17 protein-coding genes are annotated in these 16,830 nt (G+C 61.2%); 7 read left to right on the top strand and 10 right to left on the bottom strand.

The window, feature by feature from the left end:
• Positions 1-131: 131 nt before the first annotated feature.
• Positions 132-1,469 carry a cation:proton antiporter gene (locus QWZ03_RS01820; RefSeq protein WP_290331167.1) on the bottom strand — a complete coding sequence of 446 codons (1,338 nt, stop codon included), beginning with the start codon at positions 1,467-1,469 and terminating at the stop codon, positions 132-134.
• A gap of 420 nt (positions 1,470-1,889) precedes the next feature.
• Here QWZ03_RS01820 and QWZ03_RS01825 point away from each other — a divergent pair, with 420 nt between their 5' ends.
• The 3 genes from QWZ03_RS01825 (at position 1,890) to QWZ03_RS01835 (ending at position 2,862) form a co-directional block, all read left to right on the top strand.
• A complete protein-coding gene (locus QWZ03_RS01825) occupies positions 1,890-2,111 on the top strand; it encodes a CsbD family protein (protein ID WP_290331168.1) in 222 nt (73 codons plus the stop codon).
• Between the two features lie 84 nt (positions 2,112-2,195).
• The gene (locus QWZ03_RS01830; RefSeq protein WP_290331169.1) at positions 2,196-2,450 is read left to right on the top strand and encodes a GlsB/YeaQ/YmgE family stress response membrane protein; all 255 of its coding nucleotides are present in this window, start codon (positions 2,196-2,198) and stop codon (positions 2,448-2,450) included.
• A 184-nt stretch (positions 2,451-2,634) separates the two neighbouring features.
• A complete protein-coding gene (locus QWZ03_RS01835; RefSeq protein ID WP_290331170.1) occupies positions 2,635-2,862 on the top strand; it encodes a hypothetical protein in 228 nt (75 codons plus the stop codon).
• Between the two features lie 272 nt (positions 2,863-3,134).
• Here the strand turns inward: QWZ03_RS01835 and QWZ03_RS01840 are convergent, their stop codons facing one another.
• Together QWZ03_RS01840 and QWZ03_RS20860 are read right to left on the bottom strand one after the other, a co-directional pair.
• Positions 3,135-3,851, bottom strand: coding sequence for an alpha/beta fold hydrolase (locus QWZ03_RS01840; RefSeq protein ID WP_290331171.1), 717 nt, complete (start codon positions 3,849-3,851; stop codon positions 3,135-3,137).
• 99 nt (positions 3,852-3,950) lie between these two features.
• Positions 3,951-4,418, bottom strand: coding sequence for a DUF3309 domain-containing protein (locus QWZ03_RS20860; RefSeq protein ID WP_308447499.1), 468 nt, complete (start codon positions 4,416-4,418; stop codon positions 3,951-3,953).
• Here QWZ03_RS20860 and QWZ03_RS01850 point away from each other — a divergent pair.
• On the top strand, positions 4,325-4,636 hold the full coding sequence (locus QWZ03_RS01850) for a hypothetical protein (protein ID WP_290331173.1): 312 nt from the start codon (positions 4,325-4,327) through the stop codon (positions 4,634-4,636). The genes QWZ03_RS20860 and QWZ03_RS01850 overlap by 94 nt on opposite strands.
• Positions 4,637-4,650: 14 nt before the next feature.
• Here QWZ03_RS01850 and cobA read toward each other — a convergent pair whose 3' ends face one another.
• The 3 genes from cobA to QWZ03_RS01865 are packed head-to-tail and all read right to left on the bottom strand — an operon-like array spanning position 4,651 to position 7,579.
• A complete protein-coding gene (gene cobA / locus QWZ03_RS01855) occupies positions 4,651-5,400 on the bottom strand; it encodes a uroporphyrinogen-III C-methyltransferase (protein ID WP_290331174.1) in 750 nt (249 codons plus the stop codon).
• A gap of 3 nt (positions 5,401-5,403) precedes the next feature.
• Positions 5,404-5,919: a DUF934 domain-containing protein gene (locus QWZ03_RS01860; protein WP_290331175.1), complete on the bottom strand. Its 516-nt coding sequence runs from the start codon at positions 5,917-5,919 to the stop codon at positions 5,404-5,406.
• Positions 5,912-7,579 (bottom strand): nitrite/sulfite reductase, encoded by a 1,668-nt coding sequence (locus QWZ03_RS01865; protein WP_290331176.1) that lies wholly within the window; start codon positions 7,577-7,579, stop codon positions 5,912-5,914. Before QWZ03_RS01865 ends, QWZ03_RS01860 begins: the two co-directional genes overlap by 8 nt.
• Positions 7,580-7,850: 271 nt before the next feature.
• Between QWZ03_RS01865 and pepN the strand changes: the two genes are divergently transcribed.
• From pepN to QWZ03_RS01880, 3 genes are all read left to right on the top strand, one after another.
• The gene (gene pepN / locus QWZ03_RS01870) at positions 7,851-10,499 is read left to right on the top strand and encodes an aminopeptidase N (RefSeq protein ID WP_290331177.1); all 2,649 of its coding nucleotides are present in this window, start codon (positions 7,851-7,853) and stop codon (positions 10,497-10,499) included.
• A 183-nt stretch (positions 10,500-10,682) separates the two neighbouring features.
• Positions 10,683-11,117, top strand: a complete 435-nt coding sequence (locus QWZ03_RS01875; protein WP_284194436.1) for a response regulator — start codon at positions 10,683-10,685, stop codon at positions 11,115-11,117.
• 15 nt (positions 11,118-11,132) lie between these two features.
• Positions 11,133-13,259, top strand: coding sequence for a putative bifunctional diguanylate cyclase/phosphodiesterase (locus tag QWZ03_RS01880; protein ID WP_284194437.1), 2,127 nt, complete (start codon positions 11,133-11,135; stop codon positions 13,257-13,259).
• A gap of 73 nt (positions 13,260-13,332) precedes the next feature.
• On the opposite strand, the gene QWZ03_RS01885 is transcribed toward QWZ03_RS01880, so the two are convergent.
• The 4 genes from QWZ03_RS01885 to nadA form a co-directional block, all read right to left on the bottom strand.
• On the bottom strand, positions 13,333-13,755 hold the full coding sequence (locus tag QWZ03_RS01885; protein WP_290331178.1) for an Mpo1 family 2-hydroxy fatty acid dioxygenase: 423 nt from the start codon (positions 13,753-13,755) through the stop codon (positions 13,333-13,335).
• Between the two features lie 69 nt (positions 13,756-13,824).
• The gene (locus QWZ03_RS01890) at positions 13,825-14,541 is read right to left on the bottom strand and encodes a helix-turn-helix domain-containing protein (RefSeq protein WP_290331179.1); all 717 of its coding nucleotides are present in this window, start codon (positions 14,539-14,541) and stop codon (positions 13,825-13,827) included.
• Positions 14,542-14,579: 38 nt separating this feature from the next.
• On the bottom strand, positions 14,580-15,653 hold the full coding sequence (locus QWZ03_RS01895; RefSeq protein WP_284194440.1) for a bifunctional nicotinamide-nucleotide adenylyltransferase/Nudix hydroxylase: 1,074 nt from the start codon (positions 15,651-15,653) through the stop codon (positions 14,580-14,582).
• Positions 15,654-15,803: 150 nt separating this feature from the next.
• The gene (nadA, locus tag QWZ03_RS01900) at positions 15,804-16,754 is read right to left on the bottom strand and encodes a quinolinate synthase NadA (protein WP_290331180.1); all 951 of its coding nucleotides are present in this window, start codon (positions 16,752-16,754) and stop codon (positions 15,804-15,806) included.
• Positions 16,755-16,830 lie beyond the last annotated feature (76 nt).

Genomic DNA, 16,830 nt, shown 5'->3' on the forward strand with positions numbered 1-16,830 from the left:
GCCGTTTTCCAGCTCAGCCCTGCGGGTGAGCAGCCTTGCCAGCGAAAGACCTTGAACAGGCTCTATGTCAGATTGCAATTCGCCCAGCCGCCTGCCCGTAAAGGTATTTGTGCTAGTTAGCGGCAGCGGCATCAATCAGGCAATGAGGACTGATTCAACTCCGCCAACCGCCGTTGCCGCCAGTTGACATAGCGTTGCATCAGGGGCTGTGCAGTCAAGCCATGCACCACAATGGATGTCGCTACCGTCCAGAGGGTCAGTGACACCAGGATATCGGCAGGCACGCCCTCCACGCCCCGGCTCAAGACCAGCAGCAAATAGAACATGGAGCCTATGCCACGTATGCCAAACCAGCCGATCATGGCGCGCTGCGGCTGTGTCAGTCGTTCGCCGGTTGTGACAACCCACACCGAGAGTGGCCGCAACACCAGCAGAAGCAAGGGAACAAACCACCAGACAGCCGGCAGCGGGTGGGCATAAGCCAGCATGGCGCCAACCGTCAGCACAAGAGCCAGCTCCGCCAACTTCTCCAGCTGTCCGTTGAAGCCACGTACCGAGTCGCGCATGGTGGCACTGGCATGGTGTGAATGCGTCGCGAGTTCATCATAGGAGCGCCCCTCCGGGTCGTCGGTAGGCTTGAGAGGGTGGGTGTAGGGCTGAGGCTGCTCCTGCACCCGCTGCAAGGCCAGTCCTGCGCCAAACACCGCCAGGAAGCCTGACGCCAGGCTGAGTTGGGCGATGCCATAGGCCAGGCATACCAGGCCCAGACCCAGAAAAACATCCAGCCCCACCGCCTCACCATGACGGCTACGGAGGTAAACCACCAGACGTCCGGTTGCCATACCCAGCACGCCACCAATCAGCATACCACCCAAGGTCGCCCACAATAGATCCACCCCCCACCACCGTAGCCAGCCAGGACCCAGCTCATGCAGGCCCAGCAAGCCCAGGCCCAACATGACAAACGGAAAGGCGGCACCGTCATTGAGCCCACCCTCGCCTGCCAAGCTGAAACCCAGCCGATCCGGATGAGTGCCGGGATCGGACTGGACGTCAGAGGCCAGTACCGGGTCAGTCGGCGCCAGAATGGCGCCCAGCAGTACGGCTGCACCCAGCGGCAGATCCAGCAACCAGACACCCAACAAGGTGATCATGGCCACCATGGCTGCCATGGAAATGAATGCCAGTCGTAGCGGCAAGCGCCATCGGCTGTCTCGCAGTGGCACGCCCAATTGCAGGCCCACGGCAAACAGCGATATCAGCAGGGCAACCTCTGTAATGCGCTCCAGCAAGGCGGCATGCACAAAAGGATCGGGCCGCAGCACGTTCATACCAGCCGGCCCCAGTAAATAGCCCAGGGCCAGATAGATCATGGCGCTGCTAAGCGGCAGACGCCCCAACAGGGTACTGGTCAGCACCATGGTGACCAACAGCCCCCCGATCAGCAGCGTCCATTCAGCAAAGCCCATGATGTTGCTTACCTTCGTAGCAAACCGCGACCAAGGGCACTTCCAGAAACGGCTGTTCCAAGCGCGCAGCGCCGTATTGTGACGCACGCGGGGGCTTCTGGAGGCTCCCTACAAGGCCCACGTGTTTGGACACACCATGGGTCATGGATAGTCGTCTTGTGCTGCCTGTCACGACAAGGCGACCTAACCATTTATACGTTCGTTTCGATAGGCCTACCGTATGCTGCCGAACCAAGGCGCATATCTCGATACCTGCTGCTTATGTACTCTAGCGCACCGACCTTGCCCTGCTTTAGCACTAGCCTGAACAAGCTATCTGCCCTCTGGCCCTGCCGCCACCCACCGGTGGTGGCACGCCAGGTGCCGAATCGGCAATGTCGCCGAACGCCAGGCAGAAGCTGCATGCAGAGGAGCAAGGACATGAACTGGGATATTGTTGAAGGCAACTGGAAGCAGTTCAAAGGCAAGGTCAAGGCGCAGTGGGGCAAGCTCACCGACGATCACCTGGACGTCATTGCTGGCAAGCGCACCGAGTTGGCAGGCAAGATCCAGGAGACCTACGGCGTCAGCAAGGACGATGCCGAACGGCAGATCAAGGGTTTTGAAGACAAGAACAAGGACTACACCCCACCTATGCAATAGCGATAACGGTCGCGGCGTATCGGCTGGGTCTGCCGCCTTGGAGCGTACCGTCGGACCCAGCCACCAACTTTGTGGGAGTTCATCATGTCCTTCTTCGCATGGCTATTGCTGGGCCTGATTGCCGGCTTGACGGCCAGCAAGATACTCAACCGTTCAGGTCAAGGCCTGGTGTTAGACATCGTATTGGGCATGCTGGGCGCCATTATCGGCGGATCGCTGTTCACGGCGTTTGGTCTGAGCGGCATTACTGGCCTCAATCTCTACAGCATTCTGGTAGCCGTAGTGGGTGCAAGCCTGCTACTGATGATTTACCACGGCATTGCCCGCGCTAGCCAATAGCGCCACAAGCAAAGCACAACAGACGGTGTGGTGCGACCTTGCCGTGCTTATGTACTGTCCGCTGCAGACCTAGCCAGCATCGCTACGGGGGGATTTGCCCGTAGCGCCAAGCCTGAGGGCTGGCAGGCGGATTGAATGGGGCACGCCTCTCATTGGGCAGATGCCCCATGCAGACAGGAGTCCCATGTCCAAGAAGACGTTCTACCCTCCCATACCCGCCACCAATTCGCTACATGCGCTGATGATTACCCCGGTGGGCAGCCTGGAACAATATCGCATACAGAAAATGCACAGGCGTGAGCAGCGGAAAAAACTGCAGGATCTATCTGACAGGCTCAACCAGGAACAAGACCCTTTGCTGGATAAGAGCCTGTTCAAAGTCTTTTCGCCTCGCGCCGGCCCGCTGGGCTGATCTGGAAAATAGCCAGGCACAAGGCGTGGTGCGCAGGCAATAACAAGTTATTGCCAAGCGCCACAACGCAGTGAATGGCCGTTTTCCAGCTCAGCCCTACGGGTTCGCAGCCTTGCCGGCGAATGGCAGCTTTACAAGCCGCTGACGGTACCCGTACCGCTGCGCGGCTTGCGCCTTGCCCTTCATCCGGCAAGGTTGCGAGCCCAGCGGTCCGCGACGCGGCGAAAAGACTTTGAACAGGCTCTAGGGGCCCACGGTAGTCGTACTGCATGTCAGGGCTTGATATCAAATAGCCAGACCTCCAAGGCCTCGGCCACCTGCTGTGGTTGACACAAGGTGGAGAGATGGCCACAGGTCTCGATCACCACCAGCTTGGCGCCAGCAATGCCGGCAACCAGCTCTTCATGCACTTCAAGCGGGGTGATGACATCGTCCTTGCCGCACAGCACCAAGGTAGGACAACGAATCGCACCGAGCGTAGGCCGGCTATCTGGCCGGCCCAGGATGGCGGTCTGCTGCCGAATGAATACCTGCTTGCCCAGATCGGTAGCCATATCGTTGACCGTGCCCACCAGGGCGGCATCGTGCAATTGGCTGGGGTGCAAAAGCCTCGGCAACAAGGTCGCCAATACGGCAGGGAAATCCTTCTCAGCCAACTCCATCAAGCCCAGCCGGTTTTCTGTGGCCTGCGCACTATCAGGCCTCGCACTGGTATCAAGCAAAGCCAGAGCCAGTACACGCTCTGGTGCTTGCCGCATGATCTCCAGGGCCACATAGCCCCCCATGGACAAACCCGCCAGCGCAAAGCGCTCGGCAGGGGCTTGCGCAAGTACGGTGGTAGCTAGCGCAGCGATGGAATCGGCACCAGTGAGATCGGCTATCGCCACATGAGCCATATTGCCCAGCACGGCAGTTTGATGCTGCCACAGCCTGGCGTCGTTGAGCAGCCCTGGTAGCAATAGCAGGTGGGGGCTATCGGCAGCAGTCATTGGTGTGCCTCCCGGCGTGTTGGGCAAGCTGGCCTATCCATGTCCAGCAACAAGCCCTATCTGGCTTGCGAGGACGGGGGTGTGGCTTGTGGCTGCAATCTATAAACGGCCCGTAAGCACCAGGACCAGCAGGATGATAACTACCAGCGCCAAACCACCACTGGGCCCATAACCCCAACCCCTGCTATGAGGCCAACTAGGTATCGCCCCAAACAGCATCAAGATCACGATAATCAGTAATATTGTGCCTATGCTCATGATCTTCTCCTTGAAGTCTTGAACAGTCAGCATCAACTTGGCGAGCCACACCGTCTGTGCGGTACAGCACAATGCTGTGTTTAGGCGCAATGGCGGGCTAACGACTAAGTGCGGCAGCGCACTGACGGCGCGATCCCGTGCGACCATTGTGTGCCTGATATCGCCATCCTGACGCTCGCAACCCGCGAGAGGCGGAGTGGGCGGGGGAGCGCAGCATGAACAAGTCCAAATCGCAGATAGGCAATAGCAGCTATGCGCAATCTGGCAATACCCCCAGAAGCACCAGCCATGCCCAGACCGTAGCGGCATTGACCAAGCCTAAACTGATGGCTGACGCGCAAATGCAGTGGCGCCAGCAGGTGGCGGCTGCCAAACAGGTATGGCCCCGCTTGAGCGAGGCACAGCTACTGGACTCGGAGGGCAGCGAAAGCCGGTTAACTGGGCTTTTGCGGCAGCACTATGCCATGACACCCGAAGTCGCCAGCCTGCAGGTACAGCGGTTTCTCGCCCGCCAGCGGAACAGCTAGGCAGGCGCCCGCAATTAACCCAGGCCTTGCAGCGGTAGCCCATCTGCCAGGGCTTGCTTGGCGCGGTAGACCTCACCTACCAGCAAGATAGCCGGCCCGGCCAGTTCCCAGCCAGCTGCCTGTGGCAGTTCGGCCAGGCTCATGGCCCATTCGCGGGCATTGGGCAGGGAGGCATTTTCCACAATCAAGAGTGGGGTGTCGGGCCGCATGCCGCCAGCCAGCAAGGCGGCAGCTATCTCGGCCGCCTGCTTCACCCCCATATACAGCACCGTGGTATCCGCTGCCATCACCGGCCTGACCCAATCGCTGCCCGCCTCGCCCTCGCCTACCCGCGCAGTGGCAAACAGCACATTACGGGCCTGGCCACGGCTGGTCAGCGAGACGCCTGCATCGGCCGACGCCGCCAGGGCAGCGGTAATGCCCGGTACGACCTCGCAAGCGATGCCCGCTTGCGCCAGCGCCTGCAGCTCTTCCTGGGCGCGGCCAAACAGCATGGGGTCGCCGCCCTTGAGCCGCACCACGCGCTGGTACTTGTGGGCGGCATCCAGCAGCATCTTGTTGATGAAACGCTGGGCGGTGGAGGTCTTGTTGCAACGTTTTCCCACCGGTATCAGCACGGCCTGCGGGCAGTAGTCCAGCATCTCCGGCTGCACCAGGGCGTCATACAGCACGGCATCGGCCTGCTGCAGCAAGCGCATGCCCCGCACGGTGATCAGGTCAGCCGCGCCCGGCCCGGCGCCGATCAGATGGACCTTGCCCGCCATGGTTCAGCCTCCCCGGCGCCGGAACAGGGGCAAGGGCTGGTCGGCCGCGCCCTGATAGAACTCGCTGAAGTCATCGAGCCCCTTGGCAGCTTCTTCCACATCCTTGTCGGCACGTATCTCGAAGGCATCGAAGCCGCAGCGCCTGAGATACAGCAGGGTATCCTTGAACACATCGCCCACCGCCCGCAGCTCACCGGCAAAGCCATAACGCTCGCGCAGCAAACGGCCTATGGAGAAGCCACGGCCATCGGTAAAGGCAGGGAAGTCCACGGCAATGATGCTGAGCCGGGCTGCGTCCTGCCCCAGTGCCTCGGGTTCGTCATCCGGCCCAAACCAGATGCCCACATCGGCACGCCCCAGCAACTCGTCACGCCGCTCCAGCCATTCCTTCAAAGGCAGCAGGGTATGCGCCGGGATGGTGTCGTCACAGCCCTCGGCCACGCGCAGCCAGTGGTTGGCGACGATCTCGCGCTGGCCGTTGCTGCGATCGAGCTTGATGATGTGCGGGTGCTTACCCATGGGCACGCTCCTTCTGGTAGATGCGGGACTTGAAGGGTTCCATGCCCACCCGGTCAAACACGTCAAGGAAGCGCTCATCGCCTTGGCGGTGCTCCACAAAGACCTCGATGATCTGCCTGACCACACCCGGTACATCGTCCTGGGCGAAGCTGGGACCAATCACCTTGCCCAGGCTGGCATCGTGACCCTGACGGCCTCCCAGCGACACCTGGTACCACTCCGAGCCGCTCTTATCCACGCCCAGGATGCCGATATGGCCCACATGGTGGTGTCCGCAGGAATTCATGCAGCCCGAGATATTCAGATCGATTTCGCCCAGGTCGAACAGGTAATCCTGGTCGGCAAATACCTGCTGTATGCCCTCTGCGATGGGTATGGACTTGGCATTGGCCAGATCGCAGAAATCGCCACCGGGGCAGCAGACGATATCGGTGATCAAGCCGATATTGGGGGTGGCGAAGCCCAGTTGCTTGGCGGCTTCCCACACGGCCGGCAGGTCGGCCTGCTGCACATCGGCCAGTATCAGGTTCTGCTCGTGGCTTACCCGTATCTCGCCAAACGAATAGCGGTCTGCCAGCTCTGCCACGCCATCCAGCTGCGCATCGGTCGCATCGCCCGGCGCCACACCGGTGGCCTTGAGCGATAGCGTCACCGCCGCATAGCCAGGCTGCTTGTGTTTGAATACATTCCGCTCCACCCAACGGGCAAAGGCCTTGTTCTCGCTACGCAGGCGGGCAAAGCCTTCGTCCTCGGCCGGCAGTGCCTGGTAGGCCGGCGTGGTGAAAAAGGCAGCCACCCGGTCTATCTCGGCCTGGGTCAGGGTCATGGGGCCATCCTTCAGATGGCTCCACTCGGCTTCCACCTTGGCGGCAAATGCCTCGGGCGTCATGGCCTTGACCAGTATCTTGATACGGGCCTTGTACTTGTTGTCGCGGCGGCCATAGCGGTTGTAGACCCGCAGCACGGCATCCAGATAGCTCAACAGATGCAGGCTGGGCAGGAACTCCCGTATCACGGCGCCCACCATGGGGGTGCGGCCCAGGCCACCGCCCACAATCACCTTGAAACCGACCTCACCCGCTGCGTTGCGCACCACATGCACACCTATGTCGTGCACCCAGGTCGCCGCCCTGTCCTCAACCGAGCCACATACTGCAATCTTGAACTTGCGCGGCAGGTGGGCGAACTCGGGATGGAAAGTGGACCACTGTCTTATCAGCTCGCACCATGGGCGCGGATCGATGATCTCGTCGTGCGCCACGCCGGCAAACTGGTCTGTCGTGGTATTGCGTACACAATTGCCCGAGGTCTGCACGGCATGCATCTGTACCTTGGCGAGGTCAGCCAGGATATCGGGCACGTCTTCCAGCTTGGGCCAGTTGTACTGGATATTCTGCCGGGTGGTGAAATGGCCGTAGCCGCGATCGTACTTACGGGCGATCTCTGCCAGCGCGCGCACCTGGTCGCTGCGCAGATGACCATAGGGCACGGCCACCCGCAGCATGGGCGCATGGCGCTGTATATAGAGCCCGTTCTGAAGGCGCAGGGGACGGAACTCCTCGCCTGTCAGCTCGCCGGCCAGGAAGCGTCGGGTCTGATCGCGAAACTGATCAACACGCTGGTCAACAATCTGCTGATCGTAGTCGTCGTAGATATACATGTCGGGAAGCCACCTATGCGGAGCATTGCAGAATAACAGGACAGCCTTATGCGAATAACGAACGTTTACATCTATTCATATCGCACGACCTGCATATAAATAAGGGCCGGTTTCCGTCACCCCGCTGCGGCAAGGGTTTCCCCCACTCGCCTAGCGATGGAAATACTGTGCAAGAACAGAAAGCCCGGTCGGGTTTATAATCGAGCGTTTACGTTATTTCCCCTGGCATGGCGGCAGTGATCCTGCCGCCATGCCGCAGCCTGAGACCACCATGGCCAAACTCGACGCAACGACTCCCCAGCCCATCCAACTGAAGGATTACACCCCGCCCAGCTTCCTGATCGACAAGGTCGACCTGACCTTTGATCTGGAAGAGGACCATACCCGTGTAACCTCGCGCCTGGTGCTGCACCGTAACCCGGCCCACCCCGATGCCCGCGCTGCACTCCAGCTCGATGGCCGCGAGCTGGAGCTGGAATCGGTCAAGCTCGATGGTGAGCTGCTGGACAGCAACCGCTATGAGCTGGATGCCGAATCGCTGTCGATTGCCGCCATGCCGGACAATGCCATCCTCGAGATCGTGACCGTCATTCACCCCGAGACCAATACCAGCCTCAATGGCCTGTATCGCTCGGGCGCCAATTTCTATAGCCAATGCGAGGCCGAGGGCTTCCGCAAGATCACCTACTACCTGGATCGCCCCGATGTGATGGCGCGCTTCAGCACCACCATCGTGGCCGACAAGCAGAAGTGGCCGGTGCTGTTGTCCAACGGCAACAAGGTGGGCGAAGGCACGCTGGACCGCAATCGCCACTGGGTGAAGTGGGTAGACCCGTTCAAGAAACCGGCCTATCTGTTCGCCCTGGTCGCCGGCAAGCTGTCGCTGCTGGCAGATCGCTACACCACCACCTCGGGCCGCGAAGTGGCGCTGGAAATCTGGGTTGAGCCTGCCGACCTCGACAAGTGCGCGCACGCCATGAGTTCGGTCAAGAAATCCATGCAGTGGGACGAGCAGCGCTATGGCCTGGAATACGATCTCGACACCTATATGATCGTCGCCGTCGGCGACTTCAATATGGGCGCCATGGAGAACAAGGGCCTCAACATCTTCAATACCAAGTATGTGCTGGCCCGCGCCGACACCGCCACCGATGTGGATTTCGATGGCATTGAAGCCGTGATTGCCCATGAGTACTTCCACAACTGGACCGGTAACCGCGTCACCTGCCGCGACTGGTTCCAGCTGTCGCTGAAGGAAGGCCTCACCGTCTTCCGCGACCAGGAGTTTTCGGCCGACATGGGTAGCGCCGAAGTCTGCCGCATTGATGCCGTGCGTACCCTGCGCACCCATCAGTTTGCCGAGGATGCCGGCCCCATGGCCCACCCCATCCGGCCCGAGAGCTATATCGAGATCAATAATTTCTACACCGTGACGGTGTACGAAAAAGGCGCCGAAGTGGTGCGCATGTACCAGACCCTGCTGGGCCGCGATGGCTTCCGCAAAGGCATGGACCTCTACTTCAAGCGCCATGACGGCCAGGCCGTCACCTGCGACGACTTCCGCGCCGCCATGGCCGATGCCAACGACTACGACCTGGGCCAGTTTGCCCGCTGGTACTCGCAGGCTGGCACCCCGGTATTACGTGTGCGTGGCCAATACGACGCTGCCGCGCAAACCTATACCCTGGAAGTCAGCCAGAGCTGCCCGGCCACGCCAGGTCAGGCCGAAAAGCAGCCCTTCCACATCCCGCTGACACTCGGCCTGGTCGGCCCCGATGGCGCCGACCTGCCCTTGCAACTGGCCGGCGAAGCCGAGGCCGTTGCCGGTAGCCGCGTGCTGTCGGTCAAGGAGGCCAGCCAGACCTTCCATTTCATCAATGTCGCGGTGGAACCCGTACCGTCCTTGCTGCGCAACTTCTCGGCCCCGGTGAAGCTGGACTTCCCCTACAGCCGGCCGCAACTGGTGCACCTGCTGGCCCACGACAGCGATGCCTTCTGCCGTTGGGAAGCCGGCCAGACCCTGATGTTGCAAGACCTGCAAGGTTTGATCGATGCGGCCCGCAGCGGTGGTGAACTGGCGCTGAAGGACGATTTCGTGGCCGCCATGCGCCGCGTGCTGGCCGACGAAAGCCTGGACCCGGCCCTGGTCGCCCTGATGCTGACCCTGCCCGCCGAAACCTATCTGGCCGACCAGCAGGACGAGATCGACCCCGACGCCATCCGCGCTGGCCGCGAAGCCATGAAGCTGGGCCTGGCCCGTGCGCTACGCAGCGAGTTCAAGGCGGCCTACACCCGCATGCTCGATAGCGGCACCTACCAGTACGAAGCCACCGCAGTGGCCCGCCGCTCGCTCAAGAACATCGCCCTGGCGTATCTGTCCGAGCTGGATGAAAGCGGCCTGATGGAACTGGCCGAACGCCAGTTTGCCGAGGCCAACAACATGACCGATGCCCAGGCTGCCCTCGCCTGCCTGGTGAACTGGCCTGAAGGCGATGCCGCCCTGGCCAGCTTTGCCAGCAAGTGGGCTGATGAAGCACTGGTGATGGACAAGTGGTTCACCCTGCAAGCCAGCAGTCGTCGGCTGGGCGTGGTGGCCAAGATCAAGGCGCTGATGCAGCACCCGGCATTTGCCCTGACCAACCCCAACAAGGTACGTTCTTTGATCGGCACCTTTGTGCACAACAATCTGGCGGGTTTCCACGCCATCGATGGCAGCGGTTATGAATTTGCCGCCGACACCCTGCTGGCAGTGGACAAGCTCAACCCGCAGGTTGCAGCTCGACTGGCAGGCAGCTTCAACCGCTGGAAGAAGCTCGAGCCGGTGCGCCGCGCCCATATGCGTGCCGCACTCGAGCGGGTGGCTGCCCATGCCGGGCTGTCACGCGATGTGTATGAGATTGTTTCGAAGAACCTGCTGTAAGGCATGATGAATGGGGGGTGCAATCAAGCGCCCCCCATTTGTTGGCAGGGTGCCGGCCGCCTGCCCGACGAATAAATATGCCAGCAAGGTCAGCCCGCGCTTGCCCTGCAAGCCTGCTGTGGTCTAGTGTTCAAGCGATTCCCCTTATAAAGGGCGGCTTAGCGCCGCCAACAGGAAGGCAGCATGCAAACCCCGATATTGCTGGTTGAAGACAACCCGGATGACGAAGCGCTGACCATACGGGCCTTCGGCAAGAACGGCATACAGAATCCCATCGTGGTGGCGCGCGACGGCCAAGAGGCCATCGACTATCTGTATGGGCAGGGCAGCCATACCGGTCGCGATGTCAGTGAACTACCGGTGCTGATACTGCTGGATATCAAGCTCCCCAAGCTCAACGGCATCGAGGTCCTGCGCCAAATTCGCAGCAATGAATCCACCCGCCTGATCCCGGTGGTGGTGCTGACCACCTCCAAGGAAGAAGACGACCTAGTCAAGAGCTACAGCTTGGGGGCCAACAGCTATATCCGCAAGCCGGTCGATTTCATGCAGTTCATGGAAGTCGTCAAACAGGTAGGCATCTACTGGTTGATGCTGAACGAGCCGGTGCAGGGGTAAACGCTGTTGATCCACATGGACGAACCCAACCTGTTGGATAAAACCCTTTCGGTGCTGGTCGTCGATGATTCGGAAGACGACGCACTGCTGAATGTGCTCGCCCTGCGCCGCCAGGGATTTACCGTCAACTACCAACGGGTGGACACGCCGGAAGATATGCGTGCCGCCCTGGACAGGGGTAATTGGGATCTAGTCCTGTCCGATTACTCCATGCCGCAGTTCTCTGCCCAGGAAGCCCTCAAGGTCTTCCGTGAGCATGGCCAGATCATCCCCTTTATCGTCGTCACCGGCACCATAGGCGAGGAATCCGCCGTGGCCATGATGAAGGCCGGTGTCAACGACTTCATCCTCAAGACCCACCTGAAGCGGCTGGCCAGCGTAGTGGAGCGTGAACTGCGCGAGACCGGCAACCGCCGCGCCAAGCGCCAGGCCGAACTGGCCCTGCGCGAGAGCCAGGAGCGCTATGAACTGGCCATACGCGGCGCCAACGATGGCCTGTGGGACTGGAATATCCGCGAGGACAGCATCTATTTCTCGCCACGTTGGAAAGCCATGCTGGGCTATGACGAAGCCGAGCTGCTGGATCCGGTGCCCGAGACCTGGCTGGCGCTGACCCACCCGGACGAAAGCGAAGGCCTGCGCCTGCAGTTGATACAGCATCTGAAGGGTGAAACACCGCACTTCGAGGCCGAGCATCGCATGCGCCACAAAGATGGCAGCTGGCGCTGGATGCTGACCCGTGGCATGGCCATGATAGACCCCGATACCGGGCTGGCATTTCGCATGGCCGGTTCGCTGACCGACATCACGGAGCGCAAGCGGGCCGAAGAGCAGATGCTGTACGACGCCCTGCACGACAGCCTCACCGGCCTGGCCAACCGGGCCATGTTTACCGATTTCCTGGGCTTTTCGCTGGGCCACGCCACGCGCGACCCAGATTATCTCTGCGCCGTGCTCTGCCTTAACCTGGAGCGCTTCCGTTATATCAATGACAGCTTTGGCCATGCCACCGGCGACCGCATCCTGCGCGTCACCGCCGAGCGCCTGGGCCAGGTGCAACGGCCAGGCGACGTTGTGGCACGCTTTGGTGGCGATGAATTCGCCATCCTGCTCGATGCCATCGAGGATCCCTCCGAGGCGCTCCGCTTTACCGAGGCCATGCTGACCGAGCTGGCCAAGCCCATAGACCTGGAAGGCCACGAGGTCTATCCCGGCGCCCGTGTGGGCATCGCCCTCTCGTCGGGTGGTTACTCGCACCCCGAGGAGATGATACGGGACGCAGATACGGCCATGCACCGCGCCAAACAGCGCGGTCGTGGCAAGCTGGAGGTGTTTGACCGTGCCATGCAGGGCACCATGCTGCGCGCCCTCAAGATGGAACAGGAAATGCGCCGTGCCCTGGCCGCGCAGGAGTTCCTGCCCTACTTCCAACCCATCGTCGATCTCAACACCGGCAGTATTGCGGCGTTTGAGGCCTTGGTGCGCTGGCGCCAGCCTGATGGCCGGCTGGTCAGCCCGGCCGAGTTCATTCCCCTGTCGGAGGAAATCGGTCTGATCAACGAAATCGGCCGGCAGATGCTTGAAACCTCGGCCCTGCAGGTGGCCGAATGGCAGCAGGCCTTCCCCGACCTGATGCTGCGGGTCAGCGTCAACCTGTCGGTCAAGCAGTTCAATCAGCCCAATCTGGTTGAGCAGATCGATTTCGCCATCAGCAATGCAGGGATAGAGGCTGGCAGGCTGGAGCTGGAGATTACCGAGAGCATACTGATGGATAATACCGATGCCACCATAGGCATGCTGGAAGCCATCCGTGCGCGCGGCATACAGATACTGATGGATGACTTCGGTACCGGCTATTCCTCACTGTCCTATCTGCACCGCTTCCCTTCCAATGTACTGAAGATAGATGGCTCCTTTGTACGCCAGATCACCGGTGACCACTTCAGCCGCGAAATCGTACGCGCCATTGTGCTGCTGGCCCGTAACCTGGGCATGGCGGTGATAGCCGAAGGCGTGGAGACTGCCGAGCAACTGGCTGCCCTGCGAGAGATGGCTTGTGATTTCGCCCAGGGTTATTACTTTGCCAAACCCCTGCCGGCCGCCGATGCCACGGCCCTGATTGCCCAGCGCAGGCAATGGTAGTCGACAGTACCAAGACAAACAGCCCTGCATTGCAGGGCTGTTTGCTTTGTGTTGCGTACTTTGGGCTCATCGCTCAATAGGCAATACGGTACTGGCGATAGATGAAACCCAGCAGCCAGGCCGGCCCCACCAGCAGGAACTTGATGTCCTCGAAGAACGAGGGCTTCTTGCCCTCTACCTTGTGGCCGATGAACTGGCCTATCCAGGCCAGCACGAAGATGGTGAGACTGACTTCCAGCACATAGGGCAGGCGTGACAGCAACAACAGCATGCTGCCCGCCACCAGCAGCATACCCAGGGCAATGGCGGGCGACAGGCGCAGGTAGTAGGTCAGCGCCAGCAGGCTGAAACCTATGGCCAGCCACGGCGTTACCGCCCACAGCAGGCCCAGCAGGCTGAAAGTGATCAGCGGCACACACACCCAGTGCACGCGCTTGTTGAAGGGGTGCTGATGGCTCTCGCCATAACGGTCGAACAACTGGTCTATGGCGCTCATGGGCTGCCTCCTCTTGGTATGAAGACACAATGTAGCGCGCCAGCCCATGGCCGGGCTTGAACGATTCCGCTACGCCGCCACGATGGCAACACGGCTGAGGGTGGAGGGCACCACCCCGAAAGTGGCATGGAATACCCGGCTCATGTGGGCCAGGTCGGCAAAGCCTGCCGCATGGGCGGCCGTGGTGAGGTTGCCGCCTCGGCCCAGCTGCGCCACAGCGGCCAGCAGCCGCATCCACAAGACGTAGCGGCGAAAAGGCAGGCCGGTATGCTGGCTGAACAGGTGGCTGAAGCGGCTTTGCGACAGTTGCAATGTGTCGGCCAGGTACTCGGCCGTGAGCTCGCCCTCCTCCGCCAGCAGGGCCAGCGCCTGGGCAATCCGGCTGTCCAGCACGGGTGCCCGGTCAAACCCAGGCAGCCAGGCATCCTGCCACTGCGCCACCAGGGGCTCACAGGCACTCAGCGCAAGTGGTGTACGCCAGGCAGCCCGCAAGGCCGCCAGTAGGTCGGCAGGCAGCGCGGCGGGTATCTCGTCCCGGCGCCAATCTGCCAGCGAACGCTGTCCGGGGTCGATGAACAGGTGTGCCATCAAGGCGCCATTGGCCGCCAGCCTATGCGGCTGCCCCGGCAGGAACAGTGCCGCCGTGGCCATGCGTGTGCTGCTGTCCTGCAAGGTAAGGCGGAAGGCGCCTTCCAGTGCCAGGCTCAGTTGCAGCGCATGGTGGGCATGCGGCGTGGAGTCGCTGTCCACCCCCAGCACCAGCGCCCTGCCCCGCCATAGATACATGCGTCCCGGTTCCATGGCGGCAGTATAGGCAGGGCGCGTCAGACCTGTCCCAGGAACCAGTTCACGATATAGAAGTGGTCTTCATACAGTTGCTCTTCCATCCGATTGAACTCGAACAGCGGCATCCACTTGGCCCTGTCGCTCTCGTCGTCGCCCCTGACCTTGGGCAGCCCCTCCGAGGTTGGCGCCAGTTCGATCAGGAAGGCATGAGTAATGGTGCGTCCCCGCAGGGAGCGCTGGGGATGGTCAAATACCCTGCTGGCGCGGATGGAGCCCGCCAATACCGGGGCTGGCACCTTGAGCCGGGTTTCTTCCTTGAGCTCCCGTATCACGGCATCCTTGATCCGTTCATCCGGTGTCACAAAGCCGCCAGGCAGCGCCCACAGGCCCTTGCCCGGCGCAGACCGGCGACGCACCAGCAGCACATGCCCGGAATGGATGACCACCGCATCCACCGTCACGAAGGTAGGTGGATAGGGCGCCGTTGCCCAGCTCTGCCGATAGCGTTTAACGAACAGGTACTCGCCCTGCAGGTTGGCAAAGGTCTCGCCCGCGCGGAAGGCATTGAGCCAGTTGAATACCGGTGCTGGCAGCAGTGCCGCACAGCCCGGCCAGTCGTCACCCCGGTCTGGATCGAAAAAAGCATGGCGTATGCGCGAGGCATGCACATCGGGCAACTCGGGCGCCTCCACCCGTTGCCACTGCGGGAACAGATCCAGATACTCGGCATTGCCCTTCTTGGCCCCCCGTGGCGGCCCGACGATGCCGATGCGGAACTGCGCCTGCCGGCTACCCACGTCGGAGTTGTCCACAGCGATCACCCGGTCAACCAGGTTCTGCACCTCAGTCAGCCATTGCTGGTCGTTATACATGCGGTCCGAGATACCGACGACGAACACCCTGGCCTGCACCTCGTCCGACAAGGACATGCGTATCAACTGCTCGCGGTCATCGACCGTCCACGGATGATTGGGTGTACGCGCCTGCCGGGCCGAGCCACACAGCACGATCACCTTGTCTGCCAGCTGCAGGGCGTGCTGCAGGGTCCACAGATGGCCATTGTGGAAAGGCTGGAAGCGGCCGATGAAGATCAGGTAGTCGAATTCACGCATGGTATGTACGCCGTTTGTCCTGCCATGACAGCGTTGGGCCACCGCTTGCACATCGTAGGCTTCGGCCATGAGCCAAGCGGCATGCGGGCTGGGCGCAACGCAACAAAAAGGGCAGTTCACACTGCCCTCGATCTTACTCTTTGCCTATTATCAGGCAGGCATTACCTCTGGCGCCGGTTTGGCTTGCCGCATCTGCGCCTCGCTGAACGCCAGCATGCGTTCTATCGGCAAGCGGGCGGCATCCATCTGCTCGTGGCTCAGGTAATCGATGCGGGTGCCTTCGCCAGCCTGCGCGCGCTGTACCCGCTCGACGTTGTTCAGCTTCATATAAGGGCACTGATTGCACTGGCAGCCGGCATAGATGGGCGCCTGCACAATCTTGAGGTCTGGCCGGGCCAGGCCCATGTTGTAGAGTATGCCATCCTCGGTTGCCACAAACAGAGTGGCGTCGGGTTCGCGGTCGAACTGTTTCACCCAGTTCAGCATGCCACTGGTGGAGCCCACATAGTCGGCGCGCTTGAGTACCGGCAGCGGGCTTTCCGGGTGGGCAATCAGGTAGCGTGGGCCAGCCACCGCGGCCATGCCTTCATTCAGTGCGGTTTCGTTGAACTTGTCGTGCACCTCGCACACCGCACTCCAGAGCGGCATGTCGTAGCCGTACTGGTAGTTCAGGTAGGCGCCCATATTGCGGTCGGGCGAGAAGATCACCTTCTGGCCCTGGGCATACAGGTGGGCAATGATGTCGTCCACATTGCGGCTGGTGACGATCCAGTCGCTCAAGGCCTTATGTTCGGCCGAGCTGTTGATATAGGACACATGCACATGGTCGGCATGCTTGTCGCGCCAGGCCTTGAGGCGCTTGACGTCGGTCTGCGTCACCAGGGAACAGGTGGAACCGGCGTCAGGCAGTATGACCTCGGCCTGAGGATTCAGTATCTTGGCGGTCTCTGCCATGAAGCGCACGCCGGCAAAGACGATCACGTCGGCATTGGCATCACGGGCATAGAGCGAGAGTTCGAGAGAGTCGCCGACCTTGTCGGCCATCTGCTGGATTTCCGGCGCAGTGTAATAGTGCGCCAGCGTTACGACACGCTTGGACATGGCAGTTCCTTCCATGTTGATACACCGCCTCTCCGGCGGCAGACTGGGCCCGGTGAACCGGGCGGTTCTTGCAGGC

The organism is Chitinimonas viridis (assembly GCF_030409555.1).
Classification (GTDB): Bacteria; Pseudomonadota; Gammaproteobacteria; order Burkholderiales; family Chitinimonadaceae; genus Chitinimonas; species Chitinimonas viridis.